This is a genomic window from Globicatella sulfidifaciens DSM 15739 (genome assembly GCF_900167405.1).
Lineage (GTDB): Bacteria > Bacillota > Bacilli > Lactobacillales > Aerococcaceae > Globicatella > Globicatella sulfidifaciens.
The window spans coordinates 18,335-43,045 of record NZ_FUWO01000007.1 but is presented as its reverse complement, the minus strand read 5'-3'; the positions used below and the strand labels follow the sequence as shown (position 1 = coordinate 43,045).

Below are 24,711 nucleotides of genomic sequence, written 5' to 3'. Positions count from 1 at the left end.
TTTATTAGTGAAAGCTTATTAAACCAATGTTTTTCTAATTTTATCATTATTTCATTTTATTAATGATATTTTTAATCTAGTTCTAATTATGTTTATCATAATTAATTTAATAAAAAAAGATGGATAAAATTTAAATGAACGCACTTGTTAAATAAACAAGGAGCATTCATTTAAATTTTATCCAGTCTAAATTCGCGTAATAATATAGTTAATTAGCACAAAACAAGTATTCACTTAAATTGGTATTATCCCGATTAAAATTTCAAAGGAAAATGAATTTGAAGCATCATTTAAAAACATTTAATTGCTATTGCTTCAATCCCTCAATGTTACTCTAGCTAAAGCTAATACTGAGAGTGGACCAGAAGTAGAAAATTTAATAATTTTTGCTTCGTCTGTCCACCCCCGCAAAAAGGAGTAGGTCTAAAACAAATCATTAAGATGCAGCTTGATGCCACTTAAGCACTGTGTTTTTAATTAACCAATCTTAACTTGACTTAAATTATTAAGTTGATGCCTAACCTCTTTTTAAAGAATATTATTTTATTTGAACTTGATTTAGTCTTATTCAGGTTGTTCGGTTAATAATACGGGACCGTCCGCTGTAATGACTAAGGAATGTTCATATTGCGCACAATAACCGCCATCGCGCGTACGGGCTGTCCAACCATTATTATCCATTTTCATTTTCCAAGTACCGGTCGTAATCATTGGTTCAATGGTAATGGTCATCCCTTCTTTTAGTCGAAGACCTTTTCCAGGCAAGCCATAATGTGGAACTTGTGGATCTTCATGAATCGTTGGGCCAATACCATGTCCAATAAAATCACGCACGACCCCAAAGCCTTCGCCTTCCGCATACGATTGAATAGCATGCCCAATATCGCCAATGCGATTACCAACTTTAGCTTGGGCAATCCCACGATACAGCGCTTCTTTCGTCACTTCCATTAAGCGTTGATGTTCATCACTAATTTCTCCTACAGCATAACACCAACAACTATCTGAAATAGCACCATCCAAATCGACACAAAAGTCTACTTTGACAATATCTCCTGATTTTAACTTATAATTTGAAGGGAAGCCATGACAAATTTCATCATTTACACTTGTACAAGTTGCAAATTCGTACCCTTCATAACCAATTTGAGCTGCTACTGCGCCGGCTCCTTCAATTTTTGCTTGAACAAACTTATCTATTTCAGCCGTCGTTACACCAGGTTTAATGAAATCTCTTAGTGCAACATGAATGGAAGCTAGTAACTCTCCAGATTTTTTCATTGCTTCAATTTCACGTTCTGATTTTAATGTAATCATTTATGTTTATTTCTCCTTCTTCCATGTCATTCTTATGTGACACGCTTCTTTATCCAATGTTTTATTATATATGATTTGATCCGTTTGTACAAATTCATTTGGTTTTGATTGGTAATTTAACAATTTCGGCTCATGTCCCCATAATACTTCATTGCCAAATTTAACCTCTACAATGGTTAATTCATGACCTGATGCTGATAAACGCTCTCTTATTGCATTATATGCCCATCGTAAATAGACTAAGTTATTCACGTGTTGATTGCCATCAATATCGTTTGGTAGAATTTTCAAGGCCATTTCACTTACTTTTTGCGCAATTTTAGGTACTTTTAATCGGCTAAAATTCACTTTAATTTCGGCGTTTAATTTTAACAATTCAGGTAATGTTTCATAATTTAGTCTCACCATCTTACGTGAGGTAAAATCAATAGCTGCAAATTGAAAAAATAAAGTCATTAATTCTATATCGTCAGCTTCCACCACAAATTTTCGTGTGATGAAAAAGCGATTTGCCTCTATCACATACGTACTTATTTTAATTTCTTGACTAATCTCTGGCCATTGATGAATCACCATCCGATTTTGGGTAATAACCCATGTTTGCTGATCATTAATGATATAATCATCAGCATTTAGTGTCTGTTTGACTGCTTGATCATGATCATCCGATGTCGTTAACACTAACGTTAATACTTTGGTCAAATCCGCTTGTTTTGAGCCAGGATACTGGGCATCTTTTTCTGTTAGTTGATACGTGTTACTATAAGGTTTGGTATATTGCTTAAGACTCATGTTTTTTCACCTCAATATTCATATTATAACGCTTATTCGATATTTTTTACAAATATGTTTAATATTATTCCGCAAATGTTATTCGCAATATAAAAAGCCGAGAATAAATCTCGGCTTGCAATCTTATTTAAATAATTAAATATGGATTGGGTGACCTAAAGCTAATTCAGCTGCATCCATAACAGTTTCTGCTAATGATGGATGTGAGTGAATGGTTAATGCTAAATCTTCGGCATTTAATCCACCTTCAACCGCAAGTGTTAATTCAGCAATTAAATCAGAAGCGTTAGCCCCTGCTACTTGTGCGCCAACTAAAACATTATCTTCTTTAGTTGTTACTAAACGAACAAATCCGCTAGTTGCGTTTAATGATAACGCACGTCCATTACCTGCTAATGGGAATTTAGAAGCTTTCACATCTAAACCAGCTTCTTTAGCTTGTTCCACTGTATAACCCACTGAAGCTAATTCAGGATCAGTGAAACATACTGCTGGCATAGCAACGTAATCAACGGCACTTGGTTGTCCACTAATAGCTTCCGCCGCTACTTTTGCTTCGTAAGAAGCTTTATGCGCTAAAGCCGCACCAGGAACAGCGTCCCCAATTGCAAAGATATTATCTTTATTGGTACGTCCTTGTTTATCAACGTTAATTAAACCACGTTCACCAATCACAACACCAGCAACTTCTAAACCACAGTTATCAGTGTTTGGACGACGTCCTACAGTTACTAAACAGTAGTCAGCTTCCACTTTATGTTGTTTACCGCCCACTTCATAAGTAACCGTTACACGATCGCCATTAACTTCAGAGTTTAAAGCCATTGCGTTGGTAATAACGTCAACACCTTTTTTCTTGAACTCTGATTCAACTAATTGAACCATGTCTTTTTCAAATGTCGGAATAATTTGGTTTGATCCTTCTAAAATAGTAATTTTCGTACCAAAGTTTGCGAAGGCACCTGCTAATTCAGAACCGATGTATCCACCACCGATAACCACCATTTCTTTAGGAATTTCAGTTAATGCTAACGCACCTGTTGAATCAATCACACGTTCACTGAATTTAAATCCTTTGATTTCGATTGGGCGGCTACCTGTTGCAACAATCGCATTTTTGAATGAATAAGTTTGTGCTGAATCACCTTTGATAACACGTAAAGTATGGTCATCAACGAAGAATGCTTCCCCTTCAATGATTTCAACTTTATTTTTCTTTAATAACATACGAACGCCGCCGGTTAATTTACCAACAACTTCTTTGTCTTTCCATTCTTGAGTACGTTTGAAGTCCACTGTAATATCTTTCGTCATTACTCCGAAGAAATCTCCGTGTAATGCGTTATGATAAGTGTGTCCTGCATTGATTAATGCTTTTGAAGGAATACATCCTACGTTTAAACAAGTACCACCAATGTAATCTTTTTCAATGATGGCTACTTTTTGTCCTAATTGAGAAGCACGAATGGCAGCAACATATCCACCAGGGCCAGATCCAATTACGACTGTTTCTAATTCAATTTCGAAATCTCCAACTACCATAATTTACACCTTAACCTTCCATTAATAATAATTCTGGGTTAGCAATTAAGCGTTTGAACTCGTTCATTGCTTTTTGAGCAGTTGCACCATCGATAATACGGTGGTCGTAGCTTAATGATAATTTTAACATACGGCCGACAGCTAATTCACCTTCAGCATTAACGATTGGTTCTTGAACGATACCACCAAATCCTAAAATAGCTACTTCAGGATAGTTGATAATTGGTGTAAACCATTTACCACCTGCTGAACCTAAGTTAGAAATAGTGATTGAGCCACCGTTCATTTCACCGGCAGTTAATTTACCTTCATGAGCTTTTCCAGCTAAATCAGTAATAGAATCTGCAATATCAAACATTGACTTAGTATTAGCGTCTTTAATAACTGGCACGTATAGACCACGATCCGTATCGGTTGCAATACCGATATTATAGTAGTTTTTGTATACAACTTCATTCGTTGCGTCATCAATCGAAGCATTTAAAGCTGGATATTTCTTAACAACAGCCACTAATGCTTTAACAGCATAAGGTAAGAATGTTAATTTAGTATCGCGTTCAGCTGCCACTGCTTTAAATTTCTTACGGTGATCCCATAATGCAGATACTTCCACTTCATCAAAGTGAGTAACATGTGGCGCAGTATGTTTAGACGTTACCATTGCTTTAGCAATTGCTTTACGCATTGGTGTCATTGGTTCACGAGTTTCTAAATCTGATAAATTAGATGTATAAGGTTTCGCTGGTGCTGCTTGTTGTGCAGGAGCGGCAGAACTTTGAGCCGGTGTTGATGGTGTAGAAGCAACTTGAGCTGTTGGTGTAGCTACTGCTGCTGAACCATCAAAGTTTTCAACGTCTGCTTTTGTTACACGACCATTGGCACCTGTACCAGGTACTAATGAGATGTCAATTCCTTTGTCACGTGCTAATTTACGAACAGAAGGCATTGCTAATACACGACGATTAGGATCTGCTGCTGCAACTGGAGCACTTGCAGTTGTTGAAGCTGGTGCTGATGCAGCCGCTTGAGTTGCTGCTGGTGTTGCTAGTGTTGATTCTGGGACATGTCCTTCAGCTGCAATTTCAACTAGTACATCACCTACTACGGCTACAGTTCCTTCAGGAACCACAATCTTAGTAATGGTACCCGATACTGGAGATGGGATTGATTCAACAGACTTATCGTTTTGGATTTCAACTAAAACATCGTCTTCATTGATATGGTCGCCTTCTTTTACTGGCCAAGATGCTACTTCACCTTCGACAATTCCTTCTCCTAATTCAGGTAATTTGAATTGGAAAGTGCCCGCTGCTGGTGCTTGCGAATCTGCCACTGTTACTTCAGCCGCTGCTGGTGCTGCTGGGGAAGTTGCTGGTGCTTCATCTTCGTGACCAGGTGCATCGATTTCAACTAATACATCCCCTACAACTGCTACTGTTCCTTCAGGAACATGAATTTTCAAGATTTTTCCAGATACTGGAGAAGGAATAGACTCAACTGATTTGTCGTTTTGGATTTCAACTAAAACGTCATCTTCTTTAATCTCGTCGCCTTCTTTTACTGGCCAAGATGCTACTTCACCTTCGACAATACCTTCGCCAAGTTCAGGTAATTTGAATAAAAATGCCATGATTTTTGTCTCCTTTTAATTTTCATATTAAGACTAACCAAAGAGGTAAAACAGGTTTACCTCTGGTCAATCGATTCGCATAATGTCAATTAGAATTCGTAAGTTTTACGTACTTGTTCTTCGATATCTGTTGCATTTGGTAACCAATCTTTTTCAGCTTGACCAAATGGGAAGATTGTATCTGGTGCTGCAACAAATCCGATTGGTGCTTCTAAGTCTAAGATAGCACGTTCAGAAATTTCAGCAATAACACGTGCACCAACACCCGCTTGACGTTGAGCTTCTTGAACCACAACAACGCGGTTAGTTTTTTGTACAGTTGCTAAAATTGCTTCTAAGTCTAATGGAGATACCGTACGCAAGTCCATAACTTCAACTGAAATTCCGTCTTTTTCTAAGTTTTCAGCAGCTTTGATTGCTTCACGAACCATTGCTCCGTAAGTAATGACAGAAACATCATTACCTTCTTTAACAATATTCGCTTTTCCTAAAGGAATGGTATATTCTTTTTCAGGCACTTCTTCACGGAATGAACGATATAATTTCATATGTTCTAAGAAGAACACAGGGTCATTATCACGAATTGCAGAGATTAATAAACCTTTTGCATCATATGGATTTGAAGGAATTACCACTTTAATCCCTGGTGATTGTGCTAATAATCCTTCTAAGTTATCAGCGTGCATTTCTGGTGTATGAACACCACCACCGAATGGTGCACGGAAAGTGATTGGCATTTGACGAGAATTACCTAAACGGTAACGTGTACGTGCTGCTTGACCCACAACAGAGTCCATAACTTCAAATATGAATCCAAAGAATTGGATTTCTGGGATTGGACGGAAACCAGTTAAAGCTAACCCAACCGCTAAACCACCAATTCCTGATTCTGCTAAAGGAGTGTTGAATACGCGGTCCTCACCGAATTCATCTTGTAAACCTTCAGTGGCACGGAAAACCCCACCGTTTTTACCAACGTCTTCACCGAAAATTAATGTACGGTCATCGTTACGCAATTCTGTCGCTAATGCTTGATTAATTGCTTGGATCATTGTTAATTGAGCCATTATTTATTCTCCTTTGCTTCGTATTTTGCGATTTGTTCTTGTAAGAACACGTCTGGAGTTTCAAACATATTTTTTAAGAAATCTGAAACTTTTTGTTTTGGTTCTTGATCAGCTAATTTAACAGCTTCTTTAATTTCTTCTTGTGTACGTTCAATCACTTCGTCTTCTTTTTCTTTAGACCATAAACCTTTGTTTTCTAAGTATTTACGGAAACGAATTAATGGGTCTTTTGCTTGCCATTCATCTTGAACACCTTCTGGTTGGTAACGAGTTGGATCGTCTCCAGATAATGTATGAGGTCCAAAACGGTAGCATAATGTTTCGATTAAAACTGGTCCATTACCTGCTAAGGCATATTCACGAGCAGCTTTTGTCACTGCGTAAACAGCTAAAATATCCATACCGTCAACAACGATACCAGGAATACCTGCCGCAACAGCTTTTTGAGCTAATGTTGGAGCAGCTGTTTGTAATGAACGTGGTGTTGAGATTGCCCAACCATTATTTTGAATGAAGAAGATAGCAGGTACTTTATAAGAACCAGCAAAGTTAATTCCTTCGTAGAAGTCACCTTGTGATGAACCACCGTCACCTGTCCAAGTCGCAACGACTGCATTTTTACCATCGCGTTTTAATCCAAATCCTACACCCATAGCTTGAATATATTGAGCACCAATGATGATTTGTGGTGGATAAGCATTTAAATCTTGATCAAAAGTAGATCCCGCAACGTGTCCACGAGACCATAAGAATGCTTTATGTAACGGTAAACCGTGTTTAATTAATTGAGGAACATCACGGTAACCTGGCATAATGTAGTCTTCACGTTCTAATGCATTGATAGAACCTAATTGAGAAGCTTCTTGTCCTGCTGTTGGAGCGTAGAATCCTAAACGTCCTTGACGGTTTAGCGCTGTTGAACGTTCATGTAAAATACGTGACCAAACCATATCCTCCATTAACTTAACTAATTGCTCATCAGATAAATCAGGTAATAAGTTTTCGTTTACAACGTTACCCTCTTCATCGATGATTTGTACAGTGCTAAAATCGAAGTTATTTGGATCTAATAACTTTTCGATTGAAACAGTAGTGTTCTTATTTGCCATACTTGTACACTTTCCTTCCTTTTTTTAATGCGAAATAAAACAGCCCGAATTTCTGTTATTATCTCTACTTCCATAATTTAATGTATCACTAACTCTTCGTAAATGCAAGTATAATATAGCTTACATCATTGTTATAATAGGCTTTCAATCGACTTTGTGATATGAACCACATATTGATTTTTTTAATTATATGTTAAATAAAAACTCTTACTTTTTCATAAATAAAGCATTGGCTTTTGTTTACTCTGTTATAAAACAACTTTTAAACTGTTATATTTTTCATAGATTTATTAAATTTTCAAAGCGAATTTTGTGAAACATAATTAAAATTCGATATAATTTGTGAAGAAATGTTTTTACTATTGTTATTAACAAAAAAGAAGTGAACTAGAAGAAGAAAATCATATGATTTTCCCTTCGAGTGCTCACTTCCTACTAGTTGCGTTGCGATTAATAGTTAATTTTATTTTTATTCATTTATTCAGTGACTATAAACATAGCATTCGCAATCCTATTCCTGCGCTTACGACTAGCTCATTTCGTTACCTATTCTTGTTCTTCTTCGGTTTTTTTGACAATTAAACCAAGTCCGACTAGTACCGATAAAGCAGCTGCTGTGAAAATGGATGTGTTTACTTTTTCACCAGTATTTGGTAAAACAGCTGCATATTCCACTTTTTCAATCGGTTTGGCTTTAGCATCAGTTTCTTTTTCTTTAGAAGGTGTTTCTTCTTCTTGGCCTGGTGCTTCTCCTTCTTGACCTGGTGTTTCTTCTTCTTGGCCTGGTGCTTCTCCTTCTTGACCTGGTGTTTCTTCTTCTTGACCTGGTATCTCTTCTGCTTTCTTGATCAACAAGATAGCAGTTGTTAAACCATCTAAGGTGATAGAATCTTTATCTAATACGACCCCTTCTGGTGTTTCAATCACACTGGTTCCAGCTTGCTTAGCGTCCGCAATGACTTTCGCATCAGCTAAATGTTTGAAGACTCCGCCAAAATTAACCGTTCTTTCTTTATCATCCGCATTAATGAATACAGCATAAATATCTCCATTAGATGCCTTAGCTTGATAACCAATAATTAAATCATTGGCTTCTACTCTAGCGTTGGGATCTGTGTTAGGAACCGTAATTAACGATACATATTCATCAATTTCACTTGCTAAATCATGACTGAAAGCATCGGTAGAACGTCTAATTGCAATTAAACCTCTTGTATAGTTATGCGTTAACACATTTTCTGCATATTTTTCAGCATTGGTCGCTTTTTCCCAATCGAAACGGTTAATCGCATCACTTGAATCATAAGAGTCATGAATAAAATATGGATACTCAAATGGGTTACCATCAGCATCAACCATGTAAGTTGCTTTATTCGGAATTAAATCATCACTTACGGTTGTACGATAATCCGGATGTAAGTATTGTTTTGTTCTTCCATATTCTTGTCCAGAATGGATAAATGGTGTTCCTTGTGACGTTAAAATAATACTATTTCCTAAGCGGACGCGTCTTAATATTTCGTCAGAATGATCTTTTGGATCTTTCTTAATCGACTGTGCGATGACATCAAACAAGGTTAAGTTATCATGGGCAGCGATATATTGAATCACGTCACCTGGATCATCCGCTTTAAAGTTACTTGGGCGTCCAATAATATTGTTAAAGATTAACTCTAAATTACGCGCACCATTGGTTAAGAAGCGTGGTTGTCCTTCACTACCAAAACCAGATTTTAATTCATTACGAATTTCATCAGAGAATGAAGCAACGCTATCAGTCAATTGCATCCACGTTTGGTCAGCAGGTTGTTCTGGTAAACCATCATCCCCTTCATATGTGACCCATCCTTCTCCCAACATTAAAATATTAGGATTTAACGCTTTAGCTGCATTATAAGCTTCTTCTATAGAGGCCGCATCATGATCCCCCATCATATCGAAACGGAATCCATCCACTTTATATTCATCAACTAAATATTTAATAGAATCAACTAAAACTCTTCTAGCCATCTTATGAGTGGTTCCTAAACGTCCACCACCAAATGATTCTTTAGGTGTACCGTCAGCTTTCATAAAATGATAATAATTGGGTTCTAAATCTTCAAAGATGTGAACTTGAGCTGTATGATTATAAACAACGTCTAAAATCACACCCATCCCTCTTTTATGAATTTCATTCACTAAATTCTTAAACTCTTCAATCCGTTTACTTGGATTAGTTGGATCTTCAGAATACATGCCTGTTAATGCAAAATAGTTTTGTGGATCATAGCCCCAGTTATAATTAGAATTGCTTGACGCATACTCTAATAAACGTTCGTCATTGATTAACTCATTGACATTATAATAATTCATTACAGGTAGTAATTGAATATGGGTTACGCCTAAATCTTGTAAATAATCTAAACGTTCCACAAAAGCAGCAAAGGTTCCAAATTGCGCCGTTAATTCATCTGCGATATTAGGATCAGAGGTAAAATCACGAACATGTGCTTCATAAATAATCGCATCTTCACGTTTTTTATAGCCTTCAATATTGGCAAAATCTAATTTAGGTCCTAGTTGATCTGGCGCTACAAAAGCAGCTTTTCCAACTGGTTTGCTCACCACATCTTCTGGTACTGGCATTGGATTAGTATTATCCCATGCTCCCATTGATTTTGCATATGGATCTAATACTAAATATTTTTTACCATCACGAATAATTTCATAATGATAGAGATAATTTGTCAAGGTTTCTAACCCTAAATCTTTACCTGCGTCTAACTTAACATTCCAAACGCCTTTATCTGAAGCGGTCATCGCAACTCGTCCAACAACAGCATTATTATCATCTTTATCATAAACAACCACATTCACTTCTTGGGCGCTTGGTGACCAAAGATTCATTTCTGCGATAGTGCCTGTTTCATTTAATTTCATTCCTAAATCGCCATCATAACCATATACTTCGTCAGTTAAACGCCATCCTGTCCGTGTATTAACTGTAATATCCTCAAAGGTAATACCAAATGGTGCATCGGCAATAGCGAAATCACCTGTTAATAAGACAGTAGTGCCACCCTCTTGGATAGCAACAGAGTCAAGGGTAACGGATTGTTGCGTTGAACTCGTGACGGTTAAGCCATTTAATAACTCTTCATTAGTTAAACCTTCAGTACTTGAAAATTGAAGTTCAATCGTATTTTCTGATAATTGTTCCGCACTATTCAGTTGAATTTGGCTAACATAGTATGGGTTGGTATAAATTTTTGGGTCATTATCACGGATGAATAGTTGGCTGTGATTTTCTAAATCTTTAAAGATAAAATCTTGTTCTTGGACTTTCTCTCCGGTTGATTCATCAACAATTAAAAATCCTAATTCAGCTAAATCACTTAATTTGACATCGGCATAATAGCCATATTCACCTTCACGGTCAAGGTCAATACCATCTGGCCAGTTTTCTCCTGGATTTTCAGAAGATCCCCATGTCCAAAGACCTAAATTATCGTAGTTACCATCCGTACGATAGTAATTAATACGTACCGTATTTGGTGTTTCAATCGGTTTATAATAATTCACACCCCAATCAGCATCAATCCACACTTCATCCATCGCAGGTGAAATAATATCAATGCTTTGATCACCGGTAATGTTATCCCCTTTATTATTATTAATTAAGTAATTGATCTTTTTAGCCTCTAAACTTGATTTGCGAACATCAAGATAGTAGCCATAATCATCTTGTCTTGCTTCGCCAAAGTTAGTTGCTCCGGTCGGCCATGATCCTAATTGTTCAGATGGCGTCGCAACATCACCCCAAGTCCATAAACCTAAGGTATCATGTGCTTGATCTGGTAATTCCTTAAAGTGAATTCGTAGCATGCCTTCTTCAACTGGTGGCTCTTCTTCTGAGGCTAATTTGGCATTAATAATGTCACCATTCGTCACCGTTAAGAGTAAGGTTCCGCCATCGTTAATCGCTGGGGCTTCAATATTAACGACATACTGACCTGTTTCAGATAGTGTTGCATTATAAGAGTTGCCTGAATAGTGATCAAATAAGACAGTGTCTTCTCCTGACACTTCAATGGTTAAAGGTGTTGCTGTTTCGTTTAAGTTAGTTGCAATATAGGCATTTTGATCATTATAAGACCGTTTAGCAATTAACCATTTTTCAGAATTATTTCCGGCTAAAGTTGTACGATCTCCTCGCGCCATTAATTCAGAATGTTCATTTCTAAAGTCTAATAGTTTCGTATAATGCTCATGCATATCATTGCCTTCAACCTTATCCCAATCGAATTGATAACGATTGTCATAATAAGGCCAATTATTTTTACCACTTAAACCAAGTTCTTCCCCGTAATAAATAACAGGTAACCCTTTAGCAGTTAATTGAATAGTAGCAGCAATCTTTTGTTTATTTAAATCACCATCTAACGAATAGGTAAAACCATCTTCATCATGGCTACTTAAAAATTGTGCAAGAGACTCCGCATTGGTAATAAACCCATTACGATTAATTAATTCTTGTTGAGCTCCGGTTAAATCGCCATTGACTAATTGTTTAGCAATTTCTTTAAAACCGAAGTCTAACAAACTATCCATTTTTCCTTCACCTAAATCGTCATTATCATTGGTATAATTTGCACCCCATGATTCGCCAATTAAGTGGAAATCTGAATCTAATTCTGTTAATACATTCTTGAAATGTTGCCAAGTTGTATTATCCACATTTTTCACAGTATCAACTCGGAAACCATAAATACTATTACCTTTACTTGTAGTAGCTTTTTCTAACCATTGTGATTGCCAAGCGACCAATTGTTCTCTTACTTCATGTCGTTCCGTTTCGAAATCAGGAAGGCCACTTAAGCTACGTTGAGTATCTGGATCCATTCCCTCTTCTTGACGGATTAAATCAGCAAAGCGCTCTTGATCTTCAGCTGTCGGGAATCCTTCTACTGGTAAAGACTCTCCTTCATTTAATCCATATCCAGGATGATTTAACACCACATCGACTAAGATGTTAATGCCTCTAGCAGCTGCTTCATCAATCAATTCATGAAAATCTGCTAAACTTCCTAAATGTGGGTTTAATTCTTCAAAATCACTTGCCCAATAACCATGATAAGCATAAAACTCATCAACATTCTCAGTACCGCCTACATTATACTTAATGTTTTCAACAATTGGCGTTACCCAAATTGATGTAACTCCTAATTCTTTCAAGTAATCTAATTTAGCTGTGACTCCCTTAAAATCACCGCCTCGATAGACTCCGCCTTGATTTTTTGCTGATTCATAAGGTAGATTATAGGGATTATTATTAGTTGAATCACCATCAAAGAAGCGGTCAGTCAACATAAAGTAGATGACTTGTTCGTCCCAATCTAATTCACCTTCAGCTTTTTCATGCTCTTTAACGACTACTGAGGCTGTTGTTTCATAGTAACCATTATCGGCATCATAGACACGAATCGGTATTTGATATTCACCTGGTTTTGTATCATGTGTTGCAGTAATCGTCACACGATTTAATTCAGGAGAAATTTTAACTTCAGCACTTGTCCCCAACGCAGAAGTATCCGCAATAATTTGCTTAATCTCAGCATTATCAGGATTGGTAATGGTCACATCTAATAATGCAAAATGATTGGATTCCACTTCCTTATTAACACTTGCTTCTACTGTAACATTATGGACTCCAGGCGTCGCTGTACTTGGGTCTACTTTATTTTCAGCAACAAAGTATGGATTGGTATAAACGGTTTGATCATTATCACGTAAGAATATTTGACTATGTGTTTTACGATCAGAAAAAGCTAAATCGGTTAAAGGTTTTGATCCATCCGCTGTATTGACGATTAAAAATCCAATGCTAGACTCAAGGCCTTTCGATAAAGGTAAATCAACGTAGCGACCATATTGACCTTCTTGTTCAAACATTAAAGCTTCTGTTGGCCAATTTTGTGGTTCGTTTTCTACATCAAACCAAGACCAAACACCTAAATTTTCATAATTATTATCTGAACGAAGATAATTAATTCTAAGAACATTTTCGTCTTTAAGTGGTTGATAGCTATTTGTTTGGAAGTCAGCATCAATCCAAGCTTCATTCATTTCACCGGTTAATAATTTAACCGTTTGATCTGTTGGCGTAATTTTAATCGTTTCATCATCAGTACCGGCCGTATCTAATAATAAGAAACCAATGTCTGCCGGATTAGCAGATTGAGCAATATCGATATAATAGCCGTATTCATCTTTTTTATTAGGATCAAAGAGCGTTGCACCCTTCGGCCAACCTTCAGATTCGTTTTCTACACCACCCCAATACCAAATACCTAAAGTACCTATTTTATCTTCAGGTAAATTTTCAAAGTGTAGGCGTATCATGCCTTCTTCAATTGGTTCAACATCCGTTGCAATGTTGTTGATTGCAGCTGCTACACTTAGCTTTTCATTGCTAGCGATCGTATTGACTGCTTCATCTGAATTAGATGTTACTGGTGTTGAATCTTCCGTCACTTCTTCTGAAATGGATGTTTCAACTGATTCTGCTAATAAAGTAACAGGTTCATTGACTGTCGTTGCATCATTGATCGGCTCATCCTCAACGGCAGTGTTTGTATCTACTATAGTTGTTTCAAGTAATTGAGTAGACTCTTCGACACTTTCAGCAATTTCTGCTTCTGTGGTCTCTGCTAGCTCTGTTTCTGGTATCTCTGAAACCTCTGTATCTGATGTCTCTGCTAACTCTGTTTCTGCTTCTTCTTCAACTGTCTCAGTATTCGATTCCGCTACTACTGGTGTTTCCTCTATAGCATCCGCATTAACTTCTGATGATACAGCTGTATCCACTAGTGGCACTTCAGCTTCTGTGGCATTAGCATCCGCTACTAAGGCGCTATCAGCTGAATCACTCAATGTGCCATCCGTCACTGTCTGAGCAGAAACAAAATTCGCATTAAAAAATAAGCCTGCACCAATTAATACCGAAGCAGTCCCAACTTTAAAACGACGAATTCCAAATTTTTCGACTTTCTGCGATAACTTCGCCCGTCTTACCTCAAGGTTATTCTTACCGGTCATTTCTTAATACCTCCATTTACCTCTCATGAGATGTAATCGTTTACTTAAATAATATCAATTTAAAATTTTATTTGCTAGCTAAAATCTCAAAATGATACCGGTAACAGTGAGATTATAATGTTTGTTAGCGGTATCAATTTAATCGATAGAAAAAATATCGTAATAAAAATAACACTCCCAATAAAAGAAAAACACCACCCATTACTGAGTAGTGTTTAAATCTTTTTGATATATCAAATTGTCTATATCGCTCAAGACGTTTTCTAGAACTTACGTTTACGAGCTGCTTCTGATTTTTTCTTACGTCTTACTGATGGTTTTTCGTAAAACTCACGTTTACGAGCTTCTCTTAAAGTACCTGTTTTAGAAACGTTACGTTTGAAGCGACGAAGAGCGTCATCCAATGATTCGTTATCACGAACTACTGTTTTTGACATATGATTCCCCTCCCTCCAAGCATTGAGTAACCTTTCTTAGATTATTATTTATCTAATAAGTCCTTTTATAATTATATCAAATCTCATAAACTTTACAACTATTTCCTGAAAAAATATCACAATTTCCCAAAATAATGAAACCTTTGTGTAAAATCAAGTGAGAATACTGTTCTAATTGAAAGAAAATATTAGTTGGTTAGGTGTTTACATTTTTCGCATTTTCCAAAGATTTCGAATCGATGCCATTCAATTTCAACATCTGATAAATTGGTCGTTACTTGATCCATTGGACAGGCATCTAATGGTATCGCAATACCACAATTGGTACAGATAAAATGATGGTGATGATGATCCGCTCCACAACTGATACGGAACATCTGTTCTTGATTATATTCTGTTCCTTCTAATAAGCCTGTTTCAACGAAATCATAAAGATTACGATAAGTCGTATTGTAACTCATCGTAGGATATTTTTTGACCATATGTTGATGGACATCTTGTGCGCTAATATAACGGTTTTCTTCTGCGAAAAAAGTTAAAATTTCTTCACGTTTTTTGGTCTTTTTGTAACCGGCCTCTTTGAATTTTTTTAAGCCATCTGCTACGATTTCTTTAACTGATTGTTGTTCACGCGCATCATAATGCACATGATCACGACAATGATGATGATTTTTCATTTAAATCCCTCACATTTATGGTATAGTTAAAATAATAATCATTCAGGAGGTTCCTAATGGAAAAACAAAACCCAAATAACAAAATAGATTTTTATATTATCTCCGATTCGATTGGTGAGACTGCTAGTAAATTAGCCAAAGCAGCCATTGCCCAATTTCCTACTGTTACTACAGTATTGCATAAATTTATGTTTATTTCAAACAAAGAATCTGCAGATGAAATATTAAAAGAAGCGACAAAGCGTAACGGTATCCTCTTATTAACCTTGGTTAATAACGAGTTAGCAGAATATATTGAGAATTATTGCGTACAACATAAATTAACATACTTCAATATAATGAAACCTGTTCTTAATGAGATTACTAAGCGAACATCCAAAGGACCCAGTAAAATAGTCGGTGCTCAACACGATTTATCAGAAGAATATTTTGAACGTGTGAGCGCAATGGAGTTTTGTATGCGTTATGATGATGGAAAAGACCCTAATGGTTTAATTGAGGCCGACATTGTCTTACTGGGCATTTCAAGAACAAGTAAAACCCCTTTAAGTATGTATCTCGGCAACATGGGCTATAAAGTCGCCAATCTTCCGCTAATCCCTGAAAACACTATTCCTAAAGTCTTATTTGAAATTGATCCCAAAAAAATAGTTGGATTGACAACTTCAGATACCGTAGTCAATTTACATCGCGAAAATCGTATGAAAGAATATGGATTACCATCAGGTACTAAATATGCCTCTATGGAACGAGTCAATGAAGAGTTAAAGTTTTCAAGCGAACTCTATCAAAAATTAGGGTGTTTAGTCGTGAATACTGCAGAACGTAGTATCGAAGAATCAGCTTCTATTATTGTCCAATCACTAGGATTAACTAATAAAGCTTGGTAATCATTCATAAACAAATAGATTTCTGTGCTATTCTATCAAATTCACTTGATGAAGACTATAAGCACAGAAATCTTTTTTTCATATTATAACAATGATTGAATTAATTCCTCACGACTGGCAAACGATAATAACGCGATTGGAATGTCCAGAACGGTTTTAGCACCAAATTGCCCCTCATTAGCTAATCGATAAGCCGCTCTTGCATAAGCAGTTAAGACACTAGCTGTAAATTCAGGGTTAGAATCCAAATCTAATTTAAACTCCATCACTTGTTGATTATCGACACCTGTTTGACCACTGGCTACCACAAAACCACCATGAGGTAATCCAGAGTGTTTCTCATCTAATTCCCTTTGAGTTACAAAGTGAACGGTCGTCTCATAAGGTTCAAAATAATTTGGCATCGTGATGATGGCTTCTCTAACAAGATGCTCATCCGCCCCTTCTTTTAATACTACATAACACTCTCGACGATGTTTTTGACGTGCTGTAAGGGGCTGAGATTGACCAGAACGTACGTGTTCAATGGCACTTGTGACAGGTATCGTATATTGTTTGGCATCTTGAACACCTTCGATTCTACGAATCGCATCCGAGTGACCTTGCGATACCCCCTTGCCCCAAAATGTATCAAAATGTGGATTGCTTAATATCGATGAAAAGAGTACCCGATTTAATGAAAATAAACCCGGATCCCAGCCCGTTGAAATAACACTTACTTTTTCAGCGTTTGTTGCCACTTGATTAACCTTTGCTAAATGTTGGGCAATTTCCGCATGATTATCAAAGCTATCGACGGTATTAAACCATTGAGTAAATTCCGGCGTTTGTTCAGGCAAATCAGTTGCAGATCCCCCACATAAAATCATAACATCAATTTTATCTTTAAAATGTTGTGCTTCATTTATTTGATGAACTTTAACTACTGGATCTTGTGGCTCAATTGTTTGGGGATCACGTCGTGTAAAAATCCCTACTAATTCCATATCTGGTTGTTGTGCGACAGATAATTCTACTCCACGACCCAGATTGCCATATCCAATAATACCTATTTTAATTTTGTTCATCAAATCACCTCAATTAAATTTATAAGTAAATTCTAATCGTTTCTTAATTTAAATGCAAGTTTTAATTTGAAATCAATGGCTATTTTCATTTCATTTGCATAAATTGAGTCATTAATAAATAAAAATACATCTCTTTATCCCCAATGCCCGTCTTCATTTGATAATCCGTTTCAATTAATTGTTGATAAAATCTTTGGATGTCCTTTAGGGAATATTTAACTGCTAGCTGACTTGCTAATTTCACACGGTACGGATGAACCCCTAGTTGGCTGGCAATATTCTGTTCTAATTGTCCGGTACTTGATAATAACTTTACTTGAAGCATTAAACGAAACTGCGAGATTAACAAGGCCAAAATCGCAATCGGTTCATGTTTCATCAATATTAAATCATCATAAATTTGCTTAGCCTTTGCTGCTTTTCGGCTTAATAAAGCATTGGTTAGTTCAAATACATCCGATTCCAAGACGCGTGGTACTAATTGTTGAACCACGTCGATAGATACCTCTTTCCCACTGATGGCATAACTTTTTAATTTAACAATTTCCAACATAGCGGTACTTAAATTGGATTGAACGCGATTCAATAATTCGTTTAAAGCATCAGAGGTAATCTTTAAGTTATTTTCTTGAATATATGAATTTAAATAGCGTTTGACATCCTGTTCTTTAATAGCAGCAACATCAACAATCGTGGACTTGGTACTAAATGCTTTCGTTATTTTTTTACGTTTATCTAACTCATCAGCACTTACTCGCCAAACTACAATCGAATTGGGATTAGGATTATCAAGATAAGCGATTAATTGTTTTTGTTCAGAATCGCTTAATTTTTGATTAGGATGGGCATTTAAGAAGGTCACATTTTCTACTATAATCAAACGGTATTCTGTAAAAAAAGAATATAACTCGGCTTCGTCTAATACAGCTTGTATAGTATCGACATTCAAATCAATATGCATCACGTCTAACTCATCCGCTGCTGAGAGTGCCGCAGTCAAACTTGACATAAAAGTAGATTGTAAATAACTTTCAGAGCCTAATAATAAATAATTAGGTTGAAACTCTCCCTTCTTGATCTGTTTAATTGCCTCTTGTACTTTCATAGTAACCTCCTTTTTTATTAATTATTATACCTATTTTTACTAATACTAGGTATCTCTGAATTCATATTAAAAAGTCACGATATCTATAAACTAATACTCACAAATCTATTAGCTCACTACTAGTTGACGGTTTATTTAAATAGTAATTCTATTCCACATGATATTTATTCCAATATCTATTGGCTTACTACTACATGACGGTTTATTTAAACTTAGTCTTTTTTAGAAGAGCCAGTGGTCGTATCGACTATATAATCGGCATGCGGTGCATGCGAACCGGCAGCTGGCTCATAATGATAAGTTGGTTCTTGTAATTTTTCATCATAGTCTACATAAAAATCATAACCATCAAAATACCATTCATCACTTTCTTCAATAAAAAATTTAGTTCCCTTTACTTCAGTCATGACTAAAGGTCGGCTTGGTTCGGCTACCTCCATCCCTAAAGAAAAATTCTCATGAACTGGTGAATTGCCATAGACTTTCCCAAAAAAGCGAATACCAGTCGTGGGGGTTAACCCCATTTCCTCTGCATACCATGCCTGAGCTGCTTCCGAAACAACTAATTTCATCTGTAACATCCTCTCAATTTTATCAATGTAGTTTCATTGTAATTAATAATGATTATTTATACAAGTTTATCGATTATTACTTTGGTAAATGAAACCATCACTTTCATTTAACAACAGCTATTCTGAGCCCGTTATTTCACAAATTTTCATTACAATTTTTTTAAAGGTTGCGTAAAAGCTTTAATACGTTATAATGAAAGAATAATTTTAACATTTTATATTTATATATATATTACAAGGAGGAACTTCATGAAACCAGTAATCGGTATCACCGGAAATATTTCATTATTATCTAGTGCACAACCCTTTAATGTTAATTATTCGCCTTTGGGTTTTAGCAAAGCTATCGAAAAAGTAGGTGGCTCACCTATTATCTTACCCATCATGGACACAGATAATGCTGAAGAGTTGATTTCTATTGTAGATGGCTTATTATTAACTGGTGGTGAAGACGTATCACCTAAATTATATAATGAAGAACCGCGAATGGTCATTGGCCCTACGTCCCCAGAACGTGATCGTAGCGAAATCTTATTGTTAAAAGAAGCAATGAAACAACAAAAACCGATTTTAGGCATTTGTCGTGGTTTACAATTAATTAACGTAGTTTTAGGCGGATCACTTTATCAGGATTTATCTGAAAACAAAGACATTACCATTCAACATGTGCAAAAAACAAAGCCCCATCATCCAACTCATTCTATCGCTGTAAAAGAAAAATCACATATTGCTAAAATCTTTCAAACAGGCGACTATGTGAATTCTTTCCATCACCAAGTCATTAAAGATGTCGCAGACGGATTAACCGTATCGGCTTGGAGTCAAGATAAAGTCGTTGAGGCGATTGAATTATTTGAAAACAATCAGAGTATTTTAGGGTTACAATGGCATCCTGAATTGAATGCACTGAAAAATAATGAACAAAGTTTAGCTATTTTTGCTGATTTGGTTAAACGTGCCAATGATGCTAAACATCATATTAAAGCAAGAAAAGAAACCCCATATTATAATATTTAAGCTTTTAGTATAAAAATTACGTGCAACAAATAGGGTAATCTTATTGTAACTTTTATTTTTAGTTTAAGTCTCAATGTTTTTAACCTCTGGTTGCTCAGCAAAATAATCATAATTTGTTAGGTTGCATCTGCTAAAAATATCGCGAGTGGAAAGTTGTATCTACTGCTTTTTATGAGTTAGGTATGCAGTCAAGTCACTGATTGCTAATTAAAAACTCAGTAATTGAGTGGGCAAGAAGTAGAAAATCGTATGGATTTCACTTCTTGCTCACTTTTTCGATTTTTTAAAGTATTAATAGTCCTTGTAGGATTTGACATATCAAATTTAATTAAATTTAATCCTCTCTTTTTACTTTATCATCCGACAATAATCTAACTACCTCCATCTACATAGTCTAGTACGGTATTTGTACAAAATAATCTTTAGAAAAGCTGATTTCTTAGCAACACTTCCTTCTATCTCTTCAAGTAGACTTTATCCATCTTCAATACAACTAGGATTTTCATGACAAAAAAGCCGAATAGCAACTACCGTTACTACTCGACTAGTTTATCTTGACATGATCTATATAGTTTTTACTACGTACACGACAATAAAGACTTCTAAATTGAGCGATGATTTAAAACTTTTCAGTTTAATCATCCTTCTTTCAATAAGCTACGATAAATATCTAAATACTGCTGAGTTGGTTGTTGCCAACTAAAGTCTTTTTCCATCGCTTGACGAACTAAACCAGCCCAATGATCAGGTCGCTGATAATACACGGTTAATGCACGATAAATTGTGGATAATAAGTTCCAACTATTAAAGCCATTAAAGCTAAATCCAGTGCCTTCTCCTGTATATTGATTATATGGCTGGACCGTATCTTTCAATCCGCCTGTTTCATGAACAATAGGCAAAGTACCATAACGCATCGACATCATTTGTGACAGACCACATGGCTCAAAGGCACTTGGCATTAAAAACATATCACTACCAGCATAAATTAATTGTGCTGTTTTTAAGTCAAATTTGATTAAACTTTTCATTTTATCAGGATATTTTTGTTCGAAATATCTAAACGAATGTTCAAAGCGAGCCTCACCCGTACCCAATAAAACGATTTGAACTTCAGCTTGACTGAGTAATTCTTCTAAACGTTCTTCAATTAATTGGAATCCTTTTTGATCCGTTAACCGTGAAACCATCCCAATAATCGGAACATCGTCGCGTACTGGTAAACCAACACTTTCTTGTAATGCTTGCTTATTCGCTTTTTTACCTGATAAGTCATCAACATTAAAATGATAAGGAATTAATGGGTCTGTTTCAGGATTATTAATATCATAATCAATCCCGTTAATAATCCCGCGAACTTTCCATTGATTATAAAGTAAGGCGCCTTCTAATTGTTCACCAAATTCTGGTGTCATAATTTCTTTGGCATAAGTGGGACTTACCGTTGTCACAATATCGGAAAAATTAATCGCTCCTTTCATAAAGTTTACGCAATCTTTCCATTGTAAACCATCATGAGTATAGGTATTATAACCTGTTCCAAAAACATTCGGTAAAATGCTTGGTTCAAATATCCCTTGAAAGCGTAAATTATGAATGGTGAAAACTTTACGAATATGACGCAAACGATTTTTCCAATGATAACGGTCCACTAATAACACTGGTACCATTGCTGTATGCCAATCATTACAATGAACAATATCTGGAATCCAATCAATTACTTCTAACATTTCAATAATCGCAGTAGAGAAATAGCCAAATCGCTCCCCATCATCCCATTCACCATACAATGAACGACGATCAAAATAACTTAAATTGTCAATAAAATAATAGGTTACACCTTCTAATTTCAGTGATTTAATTCCGCAATAAACATTTTTCTCACCTAATTGAAATCTAAAATGACGGCTTTCTTCTAATTGTTCTTTATATTCTTGTGGCATTTGCACATAATTAGGTAATACAACGCGAATATCGACACCTTGCTTAGCTAGTTCTTTAGGTAAAGCATAGGCAACATCACCTAATCCTCCCGTTTTAAAAAACGGTGCTGCTTCTCCCGAAGCGAATAATACTTTCATTGTCATGAACTACACCTACGCTTCTACTACTGTATTTTTGCCAATCACTTTAATATTATCCGGCGTCCCAATTACTTTAGCACCTGGTTTAATCGTACATGCTTTATCAACAATGGCATATTCCACTTGTGCACCTTCCCCGATTGTTGTTCCTTGGAAAATCAGACTTTCTTTCACTACAGCATCCTTGTGGACATATACCTTACGATTAATAACTGAACGCGTCACTTCACCATCAATTCTAACCCCTGTACCAATAATCGATTCCGTTACTTTTGAATCATTATCATAGTAGCTTGGTACACCATTTTTAATCTTGGTTAATATTGGTTGACTCGTATAGAATAATGAATTGAATTTAGAGCGGTCTAACATATCCATATTCGCTTGATAGAAACGATCCGTCGTTTCGACATTAGCTGAATAACCAGTATATTCATATACATTGACAGTATAATCCAATAAGCATTCTTCAATTAAACTATCAACTTCTTGATAATTGCCTTCCGCTTCTGCTCGTTGAATAATCTCGTTCATTTTATCAACACTTAAAATATACATATTTAAGCTCATATTGACTTTCTCACCCACACTCGCTTCTTTTAGTGGTACTACGTCTACCAATTGCCCATATTCATCTAATTTAAGATTCATGTCAACAGTATAGTCTCGAACTTTATCTAAAATAACAGGTTTATAAACTGCTGTGATATCGGCTTCGCTATCGATATGATGCTTGTAAACCGCTCGAATATCCACATTGCTAATCATTTTTGATCCTGAAACAAAAACATACTCTGCATGGCTACGTTTCATAAAGATACGATGATTATCATAGAAATCACCCTTACCACGCTCTCGTAAATGGCGTAATTTCCAATTTTGTTGAGAAAATGTAAAAATCCCACCGGTAATTTGTGAGTCAAAATTCCATGAGTCACCTGAACGAATATGGTCATATACCGCACGTCCAGACTCTGAAATAAATAACGCACAGGAATCAATTTCTGCATGAGCAATACTCGATAAAGAGAAGTCCACTACCCGGTAACGACCTGCAAATGGCAGGGCCGCAATCGGGCGAAGATGGGTTAACGGTTTTAATTGATCTTCATTTTCTGTTAAGTTAACAATCGCACATAATTTATTCTTCACCATCGTTTTTCGGACCTCCTATTACTTCTTCATACCCTACAACAGCAATTTTATCTTTAGTCCCTACCACTGAAGCACCATCTGCAATCACCGCATTCTCACCAATAATCGCATATTCAACTGTACAATTTTCACCAATCGTAACACCTGACATAACTAATGAATCACTTACTTTAGATCCTTTACCTACTTTAACATTTAGTGATAGAATCGAATGTTCGATATCTCCGGCAACATAACAACCGTCAACAACTAATGAATCATTTAATTTAGCATCTGCTGTAATGAATTGTGGTGGTGTCACAGGATTATTAGTATAGATACGCCAGTCATCTTTTGAAAGGTTTAACGGGTGATCTGGAGATAATGTTTCCATATTAGCTTCCCATAAACTTTCAATTGTTCCAACATCTTTCCAATATCCTTCAAATGGATAAGCAAAACAATTTTCCCCATTATCTAGATAAGCTGGAATCACATTTTTACCAAAATCTTCCATTTCACGGGCTTTAGCTTGGTCTTCCACTAAATATCTTCTTAATGTTTTCCAATTAAAGATATAGATACCCATAGACGCTAAATTGCTTTTTGGTTCTTTTGGTTTTTCTTCAAATTCAATAATACGATTCGCATGGTCCGTATTCATAATTCCAAAACGTGAAGCTTCTTTAATAGGTACTGGGATAACCCCTACGGTTAAAGTCGCATTATTCGCTTTATGATTTTCTAGCATTTCAGAATAATCCATTTTATAAATATGGTCGCCTGAAAGGACCAAAACATATTCTGGATTAATTGAATCAATATAAGAGATATTTTGATAAATAGCATTGGCTGTTCCTTTAAACCATTTTTCACCATCGGAAGAAGAATAAGGTTGTAAAATAGTCGCTCCAGCATTACGCCCAGTTAAGCCCCACGCAGATCCATTGCCAATATGCTCATTTAGTTCAAGGGGTTGGTACTGAGTGACGACCCCTACTCGTTTAATGCCAGAGTTAACACAGTTACTCATTGCATAATCGATAATACGATATTTACCGCCAAATGGCACAGCAGGTTTGGCGATTTGCTTAGTAAGCACTCCTAAACGAGTTCCTTGGCCCCCTGCCAAGATCATCGCTAACATTTCTTGTTTCATTCAAATCACTGATTACTATGTAAAGGCGCCTT

Annotated in this window: 17 protein-coding genes; 2 read left to right on the top strand and 15 right to left on the bottom strand. The window is 36.1% G+C overall.

Annotation, left to right across the window (positions count from 1 at the left end):
• Positions 1–564: 564 nt before the first annotated feature.
• The 9 genes from map to B5D12_RS04945 all read right to left on the bottom strand — a co-directional run bounded on the left by map (position 565) and on the right by B5D12_RS04945 (position 15,651).
• Entirely contained in the window at positions 565–1,317 is a 753-nt protein-coding gene (gene map / locus B5D12_RS04985; RefSeq protein ID WP_078755766.1) for a type I methionyl aminopeptidase, read from the bottom strand.
• A gap of 6 nt (positions 1,318–1,323) precedes the next feature.
• The gene (locus B5D12_RS04980; RefSeq protein ID WP_078755765.1) at positions 1,324–2,109 is read right to left on the bottom strand and encodes an acyl-ACP thioesterase domain-containing protein; all 786 of its coding nucleotides are present in this window, start codon (positions 2,107–2,109) and stop codon (positions 1,324–1,326) included.
• A 135-nt stretch (positions 2,110–2,244) separates the two neighbouring features.
• Positions 2,245–3,651, bottom strand: a complete 1,407-nt coding sequence (lpdA, locus tag B5D12_RS04975) for a dihydrolipoyl dehydrogenase (RefSeq protein ID WP_078755764.1) — start codon at positions 3,649–3,651, stop codon at positions 2,245–2,247.
• Between the two features lie 10 nt (positions 3,652–3,661).
• Positions 3,662–5,281, bottom strand: coding sequence for a 2-oxo acid dehydrogenase subunit E2 (locus B5D12_RS04970; protein ID WP_078755763.1), 1,620 nt, complete (start codon positions 5,279–5,281; stop codon positions 3,662–3,664).
• Between the two features lie 89 nt (positions 5,282–5,370).
• Positions 5,371–6,348: an alpha-ketoacid dehydrogenase subunit beta gene (locus B5D12_RS04965; RefSeq protein ID WP_078755762.1), complete on the bottom strand. Its 978-nt coding sequence runs from the start codon at positions 6,346–6,348 to the stop codon at positions 5,371–5,373.
• A complete protein-coding gene (pdhA, locus tag B5D12_RS04960; protein ID WP_078755761.1) occupies positions 6,348–7,457 on the bottom strand; it encodes a pyruvate dehydrogenase (acetyl-transferring) E1 component subunit alpha in 1,110 nt (369 codons plus the stop codon). Before pdhA ends, B5D12_RS04965 begins: the two co-directional genes overlap by 1 nt.
• A gap of 546 nt (positions 7,458–8,003) precedes the next feature.
• Positions 8,004–14,537, bottom strand: coding sequence for a pullulanase (locus B5D12_RS04955; RefSeq protein ID WP_078755760.1), 6,534 nt, complete (start codon positions 14,535–14,537; stop codon positions 8,004–8,006).
• Positions 14,538–14,800: 263 nt separating this feature from the next.
• Positions 14,801–14,974 (bottom strand): 30S ribosomal protein S21, encoded by a 174-nt coding sequence (gene rpsU / locus B5D12_RS04950; protein ID WP_066126806.1) that lies wholly within the window; start codon positions 14,972–14,974, stop codon positions 14,801–14,803.
• Positions 14,975–15,162: 188 nt separating this feature from the next.
• On the bottom strand, positions 15,163–15,651 hold the full coding sequence (locus tag B5D12_RS04945) for a Fur family transcriptional regulator (RefSeq protein ID WP_078755759.1): 489 nt from the start codon (positions 15,649–15,651) through the stop codon (positions 15,163–15,165).
• A gap of 56 nt (positions 15,652–15,707) precedes the next feature.
• Here B5D12_RS04945 and B5D12_RS04940 point away from each other — a divergent pair, with 56 nt between their 5' ends.
• Positions 15,708–16,541: a pyruvate, water dikinase regulatory protein gene (locus B5D12_RS04940; protein ID WP_078755758.1), complete on the top strand. Its 834-nt coding sequence runs from the start codon at positions 15,708–15,710 to the stop codon at positions 16,539–16,541.
• Between the two features lie 83 nt (positions 16,542–16,624).
• On the opposite strand, the gene B5D12_RS04935 is transcribed toward B5D12_RS04940, so the two are convergent.
• From B5D12_RS04935 to B5D12_RS04925, 3 genes are all read right to left on the bottom strand, one after another.
• Positions 16,625–17,608 (bottom strand): diaminopimelate dehydrogenase, encoded by a 984-nt coding sequence (locus B5D12_RS04935; RefSeq protein WP_078755757.1) that lies wholly within the window; start codon positions 17,606–17,608, stop codon positions 16,625–16,627.
• An 85-nt stretch (positions 17,609–17,693) separates the two neighbouring features.
• Positions 17,694–18,713, bottom strand: a complete 1,020-nt coding sequence (gene holA / locus B5D12_RS04930; protein ID WP_078755756.1) for a DNA polymerase III subunit delta — start codon at positions 18,711–18,713, stop codon at positions 17,694–17,696.
• Positions 18,714–18,925: 212 nt separating this feature from the next.
• Positions 18,926–19,285: a HesB/YadR/YfhF family protein gene (locus B5D12_RS04925; protein ID WP_078755755.1), complete on the bottom strand. Its 360-nt coding sequence runs from the start codon at positions 19,283–19,285 to the stop codon at positions 18,926–18,928.
• A 249-nt stretch (positions 19,286–19,534) separates the two neighbouring features.
• On the opposite strand from B5D12_RS04925, the gene B5D12_RS04920 reads away from it, so the two are divergent.
• Positions 19,535–20,302 carry a gamma-glutamyl-gamma-aminobutyrate hydrolase family protein gene (locus B5D12_RS04920; RefSeq protein WP_066126853.1) on the top strand — a complete coding sequence of 256 codons (768 nt, stop codon included), beginning with the start codon at positions 19,535–19,537 and terminating at the stop codon, positions 20,300–20,302.
• A gap of 638 nt (positions 20,303–20,940) precedes the next feature.
• Here B5D12_RS04920 and glgA read toward each other — a convergent pair.
• Genes glgA through B5D12_RS04905 form a run of 3 tightly spaced genes read right to left on the bottom strand, consistent with a single transcriptional unit; the run spans position 20,941 to position 24,679 of the window.
• The gene (glgA, locus tag B5D12_RS04915; RefSeq protein WP_078755828.1) at positions 20,941–22,383 is read right to left on the bottom strand and encodes a glycogen synthase GlgA; all 1,443 of its coding nucleotides are present in this window, start codon (positions 22,381–22,383) and stop codon (positions 20,941–20,943) included.
• Between the two features lie 15 nt (positions 22,384–22,398).
• Positions 22,399–23,541, bottom strand: a complete 1,143-nt coding sequence (glgD, locus tag B5D12_RS04910) for a glucose-1-phosphate adenylyltransferase subunit GlgD (RefSeq protein ID WP_078755754.1) — start codon at positions 23,539–23,541, stop codon at positions 22,399–22,401.
• Entirely contained in the window at positions 23,528–24,679 is a 1,152-nt protein-coding gene (locus B5D12_RS04905; protein WP_078755753.1) for a glucose-1-phosphate adenylyltransferase, read from the bottom strand. The genes glgD and B5D12_RS04905 overlap by 14 nt, the downstream gene beginning before the upstream one ends.
• Positions 24,680–24,711 lie beyond the last annotated feature (32 nt).

Excerpts from the sequence above, each read along its gene's own strand:
- lpdA (WP_078755764.1), bottom strand. The coding sequence starts at position 3,651 with ATGGTAGTTGGAGATTTCGAAATTGAATTAGAAACAGTCGTAATTGGA.
- B5D12_RS04925 (WP_078755755.1), bottom strand. The coding sequence starts at position 19,285 with ATGAAATTAGTTGTTTCGGAAGCAGCTCAGGCATGGTATGCAGAGGAA.
- glgD (WP_078755754.1), bottom strand. The coding sequence starts at position 23,541 with ATGGTGAAGAATAAATTATGTGCGATTGTTAACTTAACAGAAAATGAA.
- B5D12_RS04920 (WP_066126853.1), top strand. The coding sequence starts at position 19,535 with ATGAAACCAGTAATCGGTATCACCGGAAATATTTCATTATTATCTAGT.
- glgA (WP_078755828.1), bottom strand. The coding sequence starts at position 22,383 with ATGAAAGTATTATTCGCTTCGGGAGAAGCAGCACCGTTTTTTAAAACG.
- pdhA (WP_078755761.1), bottom strand. The coding sequence starts at position 7,457 with ATGGCAAATAAGAACACTACTGTTTCAATCGAAAAGTTATTAGATCCA.
- B5D12_RS04965 (WP_078755762.1), bottom strand. The coding sequence starts at position 6,348 with ATGGCTCAATTAACAATGATCCAAGCAATTAATCAAGCATTAGCGACA.
- B5D12_RS04905 (WP_078755753.1), bottom strand. The coding sequence starts at position 24,679 with ATGAAACAAGAAATGTTAGCGATGATCTTGGCAGGGGGCCAAGGAACT.
- B5D12_RS04935 (WP_078755757.1), bottom strand. The coding sequence starts at position 17,608 with ATGAACAAAATTAAAATAGGTATTATTGGATATGGCAATCTGGGTCGT.
- B5D12_RS04945 (WP_078755759.1), bottom strand. The coding sequence starts at position 15,651 with ATGAAAAATCATCATCATTGTCGTGATCATGTGCATTATGATGCGCGT.
- map (WP_078755766.1), bottom strand. The coding sequence starts at position 1,317 with ATGATTACATTAAAATCAGAACGTGAAATTGAAGCAATGAAAAAATCT.
- B5D12_RS04940 (WP_078755758.1), top strand. The coding sequence starts at position 15,708 with ATGGAAAAACAAAACCCAAATAACAAAATAGATTTTTATATTATCTCC.
- B5D12_RS04970 (WP_078755763.1), bottom strand. The coding sequence starts at position 5,281 with ATGGCATTTTTATTCAAATTACCTGAACTTGGCGAAGGTATTGTCGAA.
- B5D12_RS04955 (WP_078755760.1), bottom strand. The coding sequence starts at position 14,537 with ATGACCGGTAAGAATAACCTTGAGGTAAGACGGGCGAAGTTATCGCAG.
- B5D12_RS04980 (WP_078755765.1), bottom strand. The coding sequence starts at position 2,109 with ATGAGTCTTAAGCAATATACCAAACCTTATAGTAACACGTATCAACTA.
- rpsU (WP_066126806.1), bottom strand. The coding sequence starts at position 14,974 with ATGTCAAAAACAGTAGTTCGTGATAACGAATCATTGGATGACGCTCTT.
- holA (WP_078755756.1), bottom strand. The coding sequence starts at position 18,713 with ATGAAAGTACAAGAGGCAATTAAACAGATCAAGAAGGGAGAGTTTCAA.